This window comes from Paludibacter sp. (genome assembly GCF_009712605.1).
Taxonomy (GTDB): domain Bacteria; phylum Bacteroidota; class Bacteroidia; order Bacteroidales; family Paludibacteraceae; genus Microbacter.
This window is the reverse complement of sequence record NZ_WASO01000001.1, coordinates 198,848-214,013: the sequence shown is the minus strand read 5'-3', so window position 1 is coordinate 214,013 and position 15,166 is coordinate 198,848. Positions and strand designations below refer to the sequence as shown.

The window sequence follows — 15,166 nt, the reverse complement described above, 5'->3', positions numbered from 1 at the left end:
CCAATGAAACAGATGGCAAAATTCTATTTTACTGCTTGCTGGGTATTGATAATCTGCGTTTTGATTCAATCCTGCGGACCAATGGCCCGGTTAAAAAAGGCAGATAAAAAATATGACATTGGCGAATACTACACTGCCGGCAATCTGTATCGTAAAGCCTACAGTACCCTTCCCCTAAGCAAAAGACAAATACGAGCATACGCAGCCTTCCGCCAGGGTGAATGTTTTCGAATAATAAACAAACCAGCCAAAGCAGTAAATGCTTATTTAGCCTCGATTAAGAGCAAATATAAAGATAGCATTGTTTACCTTCAATATGCCCGTGTTTTGCATGAAAATGGCAATTATGGCGAAGCTCTGAAAATGTATCAAACCTACCTTAAGGCACATCCGGACAACCAACTTGCATTAAATGGGATAACCGCGTGCAACAAACTTTCCGAATGGCAAAAACTCAAAACCGACTATGTAATTCAACGGGCAGGAGAGTTTAATTCCAAAAACGCATCCGACTTTTGCCCTGTTTTTGCCGATGCCGATGGCTCGTCTCTTATTTTCTCATCAGCCCGCGTTAACAGTACAATCCGCAAACCAAGTGACATAACGGGTTTTCCTCAAAATGACCTTTATCTGGCACAAAAGAATGTTGCCGGCAAATGGGAAAAACCAGTTCCCATGGAGGGTGGTTTCAACACCGATTTTGACGAAGGTTCAGCTTCGGTAACCGAAGATGGCAAAACAATTTACTTTACCCGTTGCCCTTACGACGAAACGCAGAGTCTTGGAGCACAAATCTTCATGGCTGGTCGTTCTGGCGGGCAATGGACAGAACCCAAACAGGTTGTTTTATTCAAAGACAGCAGTATTACGGTAGCACATCCTGCAATTAACGCATCCGGTGACACGCTTTATTTTGTTTCCGATAAAAAAGGCGGATACGGAGGCAAAGACATCTGGATGACAGTCAAAGAAAAAGGAATGTGGAGCACACCTCAAAACCTCGGACCGTCAATCAATACTCCCGGAGACGAGATGTTCCCTTATGCTCATCCTGACGGCTCTCTCTATTTTTCATCCAATGGGCATCCCGGTTTCGGAGGCCTCGACATCTTTCATGCCACCAGAATTGACGACAAGAACTGGAACGTGGTGAATATGATGACTCCGTTCAACTCAAACGGAGACGATTTCGGGATCACTTTTGAGCGAAAAAAACAAAAAGGATATTTCAGTTCCAACCGTGGAGAAAGCAAAGGATATGACAAGATATGGAGTTTTAACCTGCCCGAAAAGGAATTTATTCTTACCGGAGTTGTAACTGACAACAAGAAGCAAATGTTAGGTGACGCCATTGTACGCATTATCGGCACCAACGGAGCAAATGTAAAGATGCGAACCAAGAAAGACGGTACGTTCTTCTACAAGGTAGAACCAAATGTGGATTATGTACTATTGGCTACCTGCCGTGGATTTCTCAATCAGAAGAATCAGCTCTCCACACAGGGTTTGAAAGAGAGCAAAACATATAAAGTTGCGTTTCAGTTAACCCCTATAGGCAAGCCTATTCCTTTGAACAATATTTTCTTTGAGTTTGGCAAATGGACTCTCACCAAAGAGTCTGAAACTGCCATGAACAGTCTGGTAAAAACACTCAAAGACAATCCTAACATTACCATAGAGCTGGCAGCACACACGGACATGATTGGGACCTCTGAAGCCAATATGACCCTCTCGGAGAGGAGAGCACAGACTGTTGTTGACTTCCTCATCCAGGCTGGAATTTCTAAAGAACGCCTTTCGGCAAAAGGATATGGAGAAAGCATGCCTGTTACGGTAGATGCAAACATTGCAGCGGCCTACCCATTCCTCAAAGAAGGAACGGTTCTTGATGAAGCATTCGTAAAAGCTTTAAAACCTGATCAACAGGAAATTGCAAACAAAATAAACCGACGCACAGAATTCCGCGTGGTTAAAACCACATTTGGACTTAAATAGAGGAAAGAATATCTTTCGGTGATGATGAACGGTGGGATGAGAAGAAGATATTTGACTCAAATATCAAAATAACAGCAAATAAAACAATCCGTGAATTATCGTAAACTAACAGAAACAGAGATTGCGCGCCTTCAACTGCAACTCTGTCGTGCTGACAACTGGTCAGATATTGAAGTAGTAGAAGACTTTACCCCGGAATTCTTCCGGAACGTAAAATTTACCGGAAAGAATCAGCTTGGAAAATTTGGCGAAGAGGTTACACTTGCCGGCGGCGTTACTGCCCATACCGGGATTTACGATGCCTGGATTCACAACTGCTCCATAGGCAACAATGTATTGATACATACCATCCGCGATTATGTTGCCAACTACACCATTGAAGATAACGCTATCATTTTCGACGTCAAACTGCTTGCTGTCGATGGAGAATCATCTTTCGGGAACGGCATTAGCGTAGAGACCATTAGCGAAGCCGGCAATCGTAGCGTAATGATTTACGACAAGCTTTCGGCTCAGTTGGCATATATTCTCGCACTCTACCGCCATCGCCCCCAGCTTATCGACAACATCGAGAAGATGATTACTGCTTATAGTAACCATGTAAAAAGCTCACGTGGCACAATCTGCTCTGGTGCCCGAATCTACCGTTGCGACACTATCCTTAATGTAAAAATCGGCAAAAAAGCGCATATCGAAGGAGCCCGCCTGATAAAGAACGGAACCGTCAACAGCGAAGCCGCGGATCCGGTCTATATCGGCGATGGATGCCATATGCAGAACTTTATCATTTGCTCCGGCTCCAAGGTCAATAATGCAACGCTGGTAAGCAACTGCTTTATAGGCCAGGGTTGTATTCTCGACAAACATTACTCTGCCGACAACTCGTTGTTCTTTGCCAACTGCCAGGGATTACATGGCGAAGCCTGTTCGATCTTTGCAGGTCCTTTTACCGTGACGCACCACAAATCGACCTTGCTAATCGCGGGTATGTTCTCTTTCCTGAATGCAGGCAGTGGTTCAAACCAAAGCAACCACATGTACAAATTAGGACCTATTCATCAGGGTTTTGTGGAACGAGGCAGCAAAACGGCCAGCGACTCCTACGTACTTTGGCCGGCAAAAATAGGAGCTTTCACCCTAATTTCAGGACGACACTACTCTCACTGCGACACATCAGAGCTCCCATTCTCTTATCTTATTGAACATAAAGACGTCTCCTATCTATCTCCTGCGGTCAATCTGCGCAGCATAGGTACCATCCGTGACTCTCAGAAATGGCCTAAACGTGACGTACGTAAAAGCGAAAACCTGTTGGATTGCATCAACTACAATCTACTCAGTCCTTTTACCGTAGAACGCATGATACAGGGGCGGAATCTTCTGCTCACCATGCGCGAGAAAGATGAAACCTGTGCCATTTACCAATACCAGGGAGTAGAAATTGAAGCCCGCATTTTGTCGCGGGGAATACGTTTGTATGAGAATGCAATCTGGAAATTTCTGGGCAATTCTCTTATCACACAGCTAGAGAAAAGTACGAAATCACTCGACAAGAAAGAAATTCAGTCTATTCTAAAAGTCACATCGCCGGAAGGATCCGGTAAATGGGTAGATATTTCGGGAATGATTTGTCCTTCTTCTGTTCTGAACGACCTACTCAATGAGATAGAAAGCGGGAAAGAATCCTCGCTGGAAAATATCAGCGCTGAATTCAAACGAATGCACCACAATTACTACAACTACGAGTGGACATGGGCATATGACACGCTTTCGCAATGGTATGGAAAAAAACCGGACACCTTTGCCCCTGAAGATGTCATAGCTGTTGTAAAGAAATGGTTGACGGCAGTACTTAACATTGACCGCTGGCTTTACGAAGATGCTCAAAAAGAATTTGCACTAACCCAACGGATCGGCTTCGGAATTGACGGGGACGAAGAGGCTCAACGCAAGGACTTCGAGAATGTAAGAGGTTCTATGGAAACCGACGATTCCGTTCTAACCATAAAAAAACATATGGAAGCCAAAAATGCCCTCGGCAAACGCATCATCAACATGGTCAAAGAAGCTAACGGGCTTTCGTAAACACACTATTCAGTTACTTCACACATAAAACTAAAAGAGGCTGTCCAATGGACAGCCTCTTTTCTTATAGCACTTTACACCTTTAGTTTCCTGCAAGTGCGGGATTTTGGTTATTAGTCCCCCACTGGTTATTATATTTATCCCAGAATAATGGAGTATATAAATTATCGCCACCTATATCTGAAGCTGCTTTATTCAAGTTAACGGAATTAGTTCCCGCTTCCGATGCAGGGTAAGTAAATCTCTTTGGAACAGTTTTAATACCATTATTCACTGCTGCACTATAGATCTTAGAAGGGATAGTTAAAGTTGGATAATCTAAACGTCTCCATTGTGTCCAAGCTTCAAAGCCCTGATTATACAAAGCAATCCACAACTGAAAAGCAATAGCTTTCATTTGGTCATTATATGTTGCTGGAAACGCATACGTAGTATTTATCAGTCCACTTGTTGATGACAAAGATACTCCGGACAACCCAGCCCAATAGTCGATTGATGCTTGAATCCCATTATTATAATGGGTTGTGGCGCTGGATGATGTTACCCCCCCGATGCCTCTTGTAGCGGCCTCAGCCTGCAACAGCTCGGTTTCTGCATATGTTAATAGTACACCTGGCAGAGTAGGCTTTTGAATAAGATCTCCTGGATAAGATGATTTAGCAGTAGACGTGCTTGACCCTGGAGTTCCCCCAACATAAGCTCCACTCGAAAGGGCATTAAAAAACACTGTATATCTTAAGTCATTATTGGAGATTAATGGATTAATGAATGTTTTACATGCAACATAATCCTGTCTGCCGGATTGAACCAAGTCCACATACAATGGGTTTGTATTAGGATTGGAACTTAGATACTGGAATAAAGCATTGTCGGAATTTGAAGTAAATACACCTCCAGCCAATGCATCCTGTACCAATTTTGTTGCTGTATAAGTACCAACCGAACCAGAAGGCACATCAGACAGCATCATACCCATGCGAAGCAACAAACTATTTGCAAATTTCTGCCAAGCAGAAGTCTTTCCTGAATAAATCAAATCGCTTGTCCCAAAATTTGATGCACTTGAATTGGTGTTAAGTGTTTGAATGTCTTTATAGAGACGAGCAATAAGATCAGCATATATGGTAGCCTGATTATCATATTTGGGCAGCAATGTTGTTCCGATTTTAGTAGCTTCCGAATAAGGCACATCACCAAACAACTCTACCAATGTGCTGTAGGTGTATACTTCCATAATATCAATAATGGCCAAACGATTAGCCTGTGTAGCCTGATCTCCTGTCGGATTTGTAGAAGACTCGATACTTTTTGCCGATTCGTAGTTTTCTAAAACTCGAGCATATAAAATATCAAACCATCTATCAGGGATTGTTCTGCTTACCACATTGTAATTAGCTTCATCTGTATACGTTGTTTCTGTCCAATGCTGAACCCACAACCGAAACGGATTAAAATTTTGATTAGTCGACGTATGCAAATCCAGCAAATTCTTTGTAGCACTAGCAAATAATGCATCAGGTGAAGAGCTATAGTTTACCTTTGTATTATCATTTACAGAGGCAAGATCAGTACATGAATTTATTGTCAATGCTCCAGTCAGAAGCGTTGCAATAATCAGTGCAATGGGTATATATTTCTGAATAAGTTTCATAATAACAGTAATTTTTTATGTTACTTAAAAAGTAAGATTTAGTTTCGCTCCGAATTGCATCAAAGAAGGTAATGCTCCTACCTGGAAGCCTTGAATATTTCCTGAAGAAATAATCGTTTCAGGATCAGAGTAGGGAAGATTCTTATAGATAATCCAAAGGTTCTTACCTGTCAACGCCACGCTACAGTCCTTAATGATTTTGGTTTTTTCCACAAATCTTTTAGGAACATTATAAGAAATAGAAAGCTCTCTCAGTTTTACATATGAAGCATCATACACAGCGGTTTTATTCGGGCTTCTATAATATCCTTCAACGTATAAACCATCTGAATAAGCTCCAGCATCTATTCTGGTGGTATTAGCCACATAAGATCCATCAGCTTGTTTTACAACGCCTGGAAGTATTAATCCACCGCCAGTTGATAATGAATTTCGTACCGGATTACCTAAGTCATTATTCCCTGCTGTTTCAGGATACAAACCTGTGGCTATCCCGTAAGCCATATCCAACGAATATACGCTTCCTCCGATTTGACAATCAATCAGGAAACTAAGGGATAGATTCTTATATGTTAACGTATTGCTCCATCCTCCTTTATATTTTGGTTGAATGTTGCCAATAATGTTATTACTACTCTTGTTAATAACATAGTAGCCACTGGAATTTACAACCTTTTGTCCATCAGGGGCATATGTATAATCAGTCCCATACAAATCACCGTAAGGACGACCTACTGTTGCATTTAAAGATACACCTTGCTGAAACGTTGCGACCTGATAATTGGTAACTGGTTTTCCTGAAGCGTCAGTATAAAGAGCAACAACTTTATTCCAGTTCTTATACCAGTTCAAACTTGTATTCCAACTAAAGTTATTTGTTTTAACCGGAGTTGCTTTTATGCCTAGTTCAATCCCTTGGTTGCGGATTTGACCGCTATTAATGTAGTTATAAAAATAACCAGTAGAAGAAGAAACTGACAATGGCAATATTTGGTTATAAGTATTTGACAAATAATATGCCACATCAAGTCCTATACGATTTTGAAACAATTGCATCTCCAAGCCTGCTTCAACACTTTGTGTATTTTCTTGTTTTAAATGTGAATTCATGTTACTCGTAAATGTTGATTGCATACCTACATTTCCGAATAACGGATTGTTATCTGTTGGTTGACCTGAACTTGAAATATTCGGAGTATAATAGTTTTGCAGAATTGAGAATGGAGCGTCATTACCCACTTCAGCAAAATTCAATCTTAATTTTCCAAAGCTCAACCATGGCGCCTTATCCGTTAAGAATTTTGAAAAAACAAAGCTTCCGGATACAGATGGATAGAAATAAAAATTATTATCAACAGGCAATGTTGATGATTTATCAGCTCTGCCGCCCAAATCGAGATACAAGAAAGAGTCCCAACCTAAAGACGCCGTTAAATAATATCCATAAACCATACGTTTAGACATTTTTTCGACCGGAGGTAACAGTGTATTAGCTGAATTCGTTAATGAATAAAATCCAGGATATAATAACCCACCGTTTGTCACTGCATATATAGAATTTTGATTATTTACACGCACATTTGTTCCCAATACTGCATTTATATCAAACTTACCCCATCGCTTTGTTGCAGTAAGATATGCATCATAATTTATTTCACTGAAATTATTGTTAAATCTCGAGAAATATGGTTGTCCTCCACCTGTATTAGAGCCTATAGATCGGTGAGTTTCCATTAGCTGAGAATAAATATCATATCCAACTCTAGCCATACCAGTAAGCCAATCCGTAAACTTATATGTCAAAGCAAAATTACCAAAGAATCTGTCTTCTCCCATTTTAGGAGCATTTTCATATGCTAAATAATAGGGATTATCCCAAAATATTGGAACCTGATTATAGGTAGTTGCTGATGGATCATATGAACTAAGGTTCCATCCATAGTTTTTGCGTGTAGCAAAATAAATATCTTTCAATTCTCTTATATCAACGTTTGTTTGGTTCCATTCTCTAAAATTAGTCATCACGTTATTGTTATATCCCGAAAGAGTATTTCCATAGCTAGATGTGCTAACATAATTGAAAAGAGCGCTGGCTGTTAGTCCCGGTTTGATTTCATAACTCCCCGAAGCATTAACAGTATTCTTTTTTAAATTGTTATTAGGCATATACCCTGTTTGATACATATTGGTATATGACAAACGGAAACTTCCATACTGATTGCCTCCCTCAAATCCAACATTGTTATTAATAGTATTGCTAAGTTGAAAATATGATTCAACACTGTGCTTTGGGAATACCCAAGGAGTCATTTTCCCGTAATTAGGAGAGCCTGGCACCCATGCGTCCCAGTTATAAACCATCAAATTGCTATTAAAAGGCGCACCAAAAGAAGCATCATCTTCGTATGGTACATAAGGGCCAAGTTTTCCATTTGCCAAAGGACCTGTTCCGTAATTAAAGAATCCAGCTCCATTGTCTACAGCCTCAGCAGAGTTCATATCTCTACCATTTATCGATGCAGGAAGCGTGTATCCGGAAGGAGGCGTACTACCATCCCAAATACCATAACCGGCACCATATTCTTTCTGATACTTTGGCAATGTTTGTGGATTTACCAAGCCTCCATTATAACTCACGTTATAGAAAACTGAGCCTTTTGAAGTACAATCTTTATTCTTTTGCGATCCTTTTTTTGTTGTAATCATTACAACACCATTAGCAGCACGAGATCCATATAATGCTGATGCAGCAGCGCCCTTCAAAATAGAGATACTTTCGATATCGTCAGGATTTATATCGCTAGCAGCATTACCAAAGTCGTATCCACCACGCCCTGTAGCCTGAGCTGTGCTTCCTGCGCTACCAGAAGTTGCAGCGCCACTATTATTTGAGTTATCGATAGGCACTCCATCAACAACAAATAAAGCTTGGTTATTACCTGTAATTGACTTAAACCCTCTTAGAATAACATTAGAAGATCCTCCAATTGCATTTGAAGCTTGTATGCTTACACCGGCAACTTTACCAGACAAGGAATTAATGAAGTTTGCATCTTTCACCTCGTTTACACTGTTTCCTCCAATTTGAGTAGCAGCATAACCCAGCGATCGTTGATCACGTTTAATACCCAACGCAGTCACAACGACTTCCTTTATTTGTTTCGTGTCAGTTTGAAGAACAACTTTAACATTATTCTTAGCATCTATTTCTGTAGAAGACATACCTACATAAGATACTACCAACTTTTTCCCATTACTTGGCAGATTAATAGAAAACTGCCCATTAGGGTCAGTAATAGTTCCGGTACTTGTACCCTTAACTAATACCGTAGCACCAATAACAGGTTGACCATCGTCTGCAGAGACAACAGTACCTGTGATTTTTGTTTGAGCCGAAGCCCAACTCATGCCTATTAAAAGGCAAAGCAAAGTAATCGCTTTTCTCATAGGTTTCACTTTTTGTTAAAATTCACTCTTTTTCGTTCTTTTTATTCTGAAAAACGCAACAAAGGTATAATAATGCATTTTTATTTCCAAATTTAATATTTTCATATTGTCATACTTACCCTATATATATTTCCAAAATGTAATATTTATTGCATTGTTATACGTAATTAGAACACAAAAAGACGATTTTAGTTACCACAAGTACAAATATGAAAGCCCAAATTGTCAAATACACACATAATGTGCTATTTTACAGATATTTGAATCATGTTTATAAAGAAATGAACTCATTACATAGCAATAAAACATTAATCCACAGACAAGTATGATAACACCTGATATTCAGCAGCATAAATAATTATACAATCAACATACAGTAATACAATTTTAACATAGATAGAAACGCCAAAAAATATCAAACGTATATAATTGTAAATCAAAACTTAAAGCACTTTATTTATCAAAACAGGGATTAATTGAATTTTAAATTACCGTAGCTATATGCTAATTATTTATAATATGTCCTATTTCTGTCATATTATTATTCAATCACCCGAATGTGATTAAAAGCAAACGCTAAAAGGAAGATATTTAAACCGGCAAATTCCTTCAATATCAGCGTAGTTCTTACGCACAAAGTTGACAATAATAAAATTTGGCTAAATCCCATGCAAATGGTATTTTGATACCACAAGTATGGCACCTTACAAAACGACATAAAAAAAGCAGTTAGTAGCTCTACTAACTGCTTTAACAAATTAATATTTTATCCTAATTAACGGCTTCCACCTGCCCACCAAACTTTTTCGGAATAGACATATTGTCCATTACCATATAATGTTTCAACATTCGGGTTAGCTGTTACATCAGAAGTTCCATATCCATAGCGCAAAGGAAATTTGCTGCTATTCTTAGGATTGCTGAGAGGAATAAATGACTGTTGTCCAAAAGCCTGAAGTCTACGATAGTCATTATAACATTCGAGAGCTTCTCCTTCACCGCCATAAAATCCAAGATATTTTTGAACCATAATTTCCTGAAGAGGATTGGCATCAAACAAAGGTTTTACTTTAGAAGTAAGATATGTTTGGATCTGAGTATCAGAGATAGCTGTTGCACCAAGATCCTGCTCTGTATTTACATCATCAACTAAAGTTGTAATCTTTGTAGAAATACAACTTGAGATAGCTTCCTGCAATGCTGCCCATGCATTTGTATTGTCATTAAGTCTTGCATAAGCTTCTGCCTTTAAGAATTGTAATTCATGGTAACTCAACAAATTAGTTGGCATCTTAAATGCAACACTATATACAGAAAGGTCGTATGAGTCCATCGCTTCATCAGCAGTTCCATTTGGAGCAGCATAAATTTTTGCCGGGTTTGTTCGCAAATTCCAGCTAGCATCCATAAACAAAACATTAGCACGAGGGTCATTTCTCGCAGTTAACTTATCCAAGAAGCTTTGACTTACAGAAAAGTAATCACGGTCATAGTAAAATTGTGCGAACGGGCTTGCGGCAGCTGTACCTTGTCCCTGATAAACTGCATATTTCGCATCTTCATCAGCTGATGTAAATGACTTATCAGCCCAAGTGATGATGTTATTCAGATCGGTTGTTTTGTCTGTGCTTCTATAAAGCAGGTGCATCGTATAACGAGCTTTCAGACCATACGCAAATTTAGTCCATGCTTTAGCGCTTCCACCAAAAATCAAATCCTGACCTCCCAAAGAACCTGAGAAAGCAGCATCTTTACCTGCCAAATCTGTGATCGCAGCATTAAGATATGCAAAAACAGCAGTATAAACATCTTTTTGCTTATCAACAGTAGGCTGAAGAATAGCTAGGTCACAAGCCTGACTCCATGGCACATCACCAAATAAGTCTGTCAAAACAGCAAGATTGTAAGCGGCCAATACTTCTGCTACACCTTTTGTAATCTGGTTTCCTACCTCAACTCCACCCGTAGAACATTTCGCAATTACAGTCTTAGCATTTTTCAGGTTTTGATAAATAGCCTTCCATGAATTATCATAGGTAGATGCTGAGGTTGGCTGTGTATTACGGGTTTCTGCATCCCACATCTGATTATAGGTTCCAACTTCATGTTCCATATACACAGAGGCATAAAATGAAAGATCGGATCCTACAATATTAAATGCAGTAGATGTTTCAATATCAGTAATAATAAATTTCGACGTTACATCTTTCGCATTATCCTTATTCTCATTAACCTTATCCATCACATCTTCTGAACAAGACGACAAGAATAATATTCCCAGGGCCAGAAATGCCCATTTTGATATATTTATTTTAGTTTTCATATTGTGTCAATTTTACAATTAGAATTTAAAATTCAGACCCAATCCGAAGCTTGACGTTTGAGGCAACGAGAAACGTTCAAACGCGCCAGCCATATTTGTATTCCCCTGAGATGATTCAGGATCTAAGTTCGGATATTCTGTCCAGATGAGAATGTTACGGGCAAAAAGAGTCAGATCCAAATTGGTTGATCCCGATTTTAGTAATGGATAATTCAGAGAGATTTCACGCAACTTCACAAAGGAAGTATTGTAAATTGATGATTCGTCAATACCATTAATGGCCGAATAATACTTTTGCAAAGCAACCTGTGTTGTGTTAGGAGTTCCATCTTCATAAACACCCGGAACAACTATTTTTGCGTCACGGTTAAGCGTTTCTTTGCTTACTCCATAATAGTTCAACAGTCCGTTTGTGCCACCATACATTTGTCCACCTTGTTTCCAGCTTAAAACTGCACTGATAGTACACTTCCACAATCTTAAAGATGTGTTCATGTCAAGTTGAAAATCAGGAGCCACACGACCAATAACCTGCATAGGACCTGCAATTGGCAAACCATCGCTACCTACCACTAAATTTCCTTTAGCATCACGCTGATAGCTTGAACCGTAAATTACGGGGAATTTTTCACCAATCTGAGCTCTTACCTGAGGAGTTTCAAAACCTCCAAGGAAGATACTACCTACGCCGGGAGCCAAAGCATCAACATAGTTGTCCATTTTAGTCCAGTTGAAAGCAATAGTCCAGTCCGTATTTTTCTTTTGTATCGGATGTACTGACAGGTTCACCTCATGTGTATTTGTATGAATTTTACCACCGTTTGTCACATATTCGCTTGAACCGGTTGATCCGGACAATGGCACATTAAAGATTTGGTCTTTAACATTTTGTCTTGAATATGTATAGCTTAAACCAATCAGATTATGGAAGAATTTGAAATCCACACCACCTTCATACGAGATTGTATTCTGCGGTTTCAATTTTGGGTCATACACCACTGTATAGGGAGTGAATGCATTTATACTATTAACAGGATATACAATAGGTGTTCCACCCCAATAACCTCCGCTATAAACAGGTACTGAATAGTAATTTTGAGTATAGGTGCCCGCCTGACCGACTTCCGCATATGAAGCTCTCAGTTTAGCATAACTCAACACCGAATTATTTCTGAATGCATCGAGTTCTGACAGGATAAAGCCGGCAGAAACCGAAGGATAAAAGAATGAACGATTACCTCTTGGCATTGATGAAACATAGTCTTTACGACCGGTAGCATTCAAATAAAGCATATTCTTCCATGTTGCAGAAAGATTAGCAAAGAAACCAACCGTACGATTTCCCAACTGAGACATAAAATTGTTCTTGGTAACAGTGTTGTTCAGATTGTTCCAGCCCGGAAAATTGAATGTTTGTCCGGTAGCGTCCAGATATTTTGTTTTTACATCATTGATTTCATTACCAAGCAATGCAGCAAAGTCCCATGCTTCGTTAAGTTTATAGGTATAATTTGCTGTCAACAATGAGTTGATGGTCGTCTTTTTATATGTCTGATCTTCCGCAGAACCCATTCCGCCCTGGTGGCCATAACCCCAGATTGTTTCATAAAGAGTACTGTATGAATCGGCTCCGATTTGATATTTCACATCCAATGTTTGGTTTTTAGTACCGAACGCGGTGTTGTAATCAATAAAACCATTCCCAAAGAAGCGGTTTGTCCCTTCTGTGAAACTGTTATTGCTTCTGTCGGTAGACCAGTAAGCGGCATCAAAACCGGCAGTTGAACGGTATGTATTTTCTTTGTACGGATTGCCTGCATAAAAATAAGGAATACCTTTCAAGTCATAAGAGGCTGGTGCAGGATACACAGTAGCCACGATACCATCATTAGCTGATGTGGATTTATCGATATGGTTTTGGGTGTAGTTGGCCGTAAAGCCTGTTTTCCAGTGTTCATCCAGTTTGGTTTCTGCAGTAGCTTTTGAAGCAAAACGGGTCATACCTGTGCTTGGTACAATACCTGATTGTTTTGTTCCTGACAGAGAGAATGAATATGTAGTTTTATCCAATGCCTGACTTATGTTCACCGAGTTGCTTGTTGTATAACCTTCACGGAAGAAATCTTTCACATTATTGTATACCTGAGGTTTTACCCATGGATCCAACCCTGCATTAGCACGTTGAGGAACATAATACATTCCGGGGTGAGCATCAACACCATTGCTTGTATATTTGTTGGCAGTTTCTCCGCCATAATTCGGATCCTTAGGCAAATCAGCAATTTTCGGGCCCCATGAAGTAGAAGCGGTTGGTGAATACAAGCCGTTAGAGCCCTGAGCATAAACAGTCTGAAGCTGTGGATAACGGGCAATCACATCCACACTATTGTTTGTAGAGAAAGTAATAACAGGTTTACCTTTAGCAAGATTCTTACCACTTTTAGTTGTAATCACAATCACACCATTAGATGCGCGTATACCGTAAAGTGCGGAAGCGGCCTGTCCTTTCAATACAGTCAGACTTTCGATATCGCTTGGATCAATATCCATCCCGCGATTCGAGTAGTCAGCTCCTGTCACACTATTTCCTGTCGATATATCCGATGACGAAGAGACAGGCATACCATCAATGACATAAAGAGGAGTATTATCACCTGAGAATGAACGTGCACCACGAATCGTTATCTGTGACGAAGCTCCCGGCATCCCACTTGAAGGAGTTACAGTAACCCCGGAAACCTTGCCATCAAGCGCACTTGATAATCCGGTGCTACCTGCTCTTTCCAAATCGGAACCTTTAACATCCTGAGCTGCATATCCCAGGGCTTTTTGTTCTTTTTTAATACCGAATGCTGTTACAACTACTTCATTAATCTGTTTTGCATCAGATTTCATTGTCACTTGCATTCCTTGTTTTGCTTCTTTTTCGACACTCACCATCCCTACGTATGAAAAAATTAATGTTTTTCCATGAGTAGGAAGGGAAATTGAAAACTTACCATCCGTATCAGTAATTGTGCCGTTGCTGGTTCCTTTTACTAATACTGTAGCCCCAATAACCGGTTGGCCATCATCAGCAGAGACCACCGTTCCCGAGATTTTTGTTTGAGCCGAAGCCCAACTAATACCTATCAACAGGCATAGCAGCGTAATTGTTTTTCTCATAGGATTCACTTTCTGTTAAAAAACGCGATTAGTTTATACTTGTAACTATTAAAAAACGTGCAAAGATAAACCCATCTTTTTTCTCATACAAACAAAACAGTTGCAATTTGTTATTTTTTATTGACAAAAACAATCACTATGTAATATTTACTGCATCTTTATACTTAATTATGGCATTATGAATGTGTATTTTATTTCACACATTCCAATATGTAAGCATATACAATTAAAATATAAAGCATTTATTTGAAGTACAAATCCTTACATACACAAAAATAGTATAGTATTATTGTATTTATATACTTAATTAATAGCAATATTAAGAAAAAGAAGCGATTATTAAATTAACAGCACAACTCAAAATACATTTAATCATATATAACAAATGTGTGATTCATTATAAATTGACACAATACGCCTACATACGTATCAAATAGCATGCAATAACACCCTATTTTAGATACAATTTCATAGTTTTACTCCATATTACCCGAAATGGA

6 protein-coding genes are annotated in these 15,166 nt (G+C 39.3%); 2 read left to right on the top strand and 4 right to left on the bottom strand.

Features of this window, described 5'->3' with window-relative positions:
• The first annotated feature begins 81 nt into the window (after positions 1 to 81).
• Positions 82 to 1,995 carry an OmpA family protein gene (locus F8N35_RS00815; RefSeq protein WP_293049461.1) on the top strand — a complete coding sequence of 638 codons (1,914 nt, stop codon included), beginning with the start codon at positions 82 to 84 and terminating at the stop codon, positions 1,993 to 1,995.
• A gap of 90 nt (positions 1,996 to 2,085) precedes the next feature.
• Positions 2,086 to 4,080 carry a DUF4954 family protein gene (locus F8N35_RS00810; protein ID WP_293049460.1) on the top strand — a complete coding sequence of 665 codons (1,995 nt, stop codon included), beginning with the start codon at positions 2,086 to 2,088 and terminating at the stop codon, positions 4,078 to 4,080.
• Positions 4,081 to 4,162: 82 nt separating this feature from the next.
• On the opposite strand, the gene F8N35_RS00805 is transcribed toward F8N35_RS00810, so the two are convergent.
• The 4 genes from F8N35_RS00805 to F8N35_RS00790 all read right to left on the bottom strand — a co-directional run bounded on the left by F8N35_RS00805 (position 4,163) and on the right by F8N35_RS00790 (position 14,666).
• Positions 4,163 to 5,731 carry a SusD/RagB family nutrient-binding outer membrane lipoprotein gene (locus tag F8N35_RS00805; RefSeq protein ID WP_293049459.1) on the bottom strand — a complete coding sequence of 523 codons (1,569 nt, stop codon included), beginning with the start codon at positions 5,729 to 5,731 and terminating at the stop codon, positions 4,163 to 4,165.
• 24 nt (positions 5,732 to 5,755) lie between these two features.
• Complete coding sequence (locus F8N35_RS00800; RefSeq protein ID WP_293049458.1) at positions 5,756 to 9,178, bottom strand: SusC/RagA family TonB-linked outer membrane protein; 3,423 nt, start codon at positions 9,176 to 9,178, stop codon at positions 5,756 to 5,758.
• 775 nt (positions 9,179 to 9,953) lie between these two features.
• Entirely contained in the window at positions 9,954 to 11,501 is a 1,548-nt protein-coding gene (locus tag F8N35_RS00795) for a SusD/RagB family nutrient-binding outer membrane lipoprotein (protein WP_293049457.1), read from the bottom strand.
• Positions 11,502 to 11,519: 18 nt separating this feature from the next.
• Positions 11,520 to 14,666, bottom strand: a complete 3,147-nt coding sequence (locus tag F8N35_RS00790) for a SusC/RagA family TonB-linked outer membrane protein (protein ID WP_293049456.1) — start codon at positions 14,664 to 14,666, stop codon at positions 11,520 to 11,522.
• Between the last annotated feature and the right edge of the window lie 500 nt (positions 14,667 to 15,166).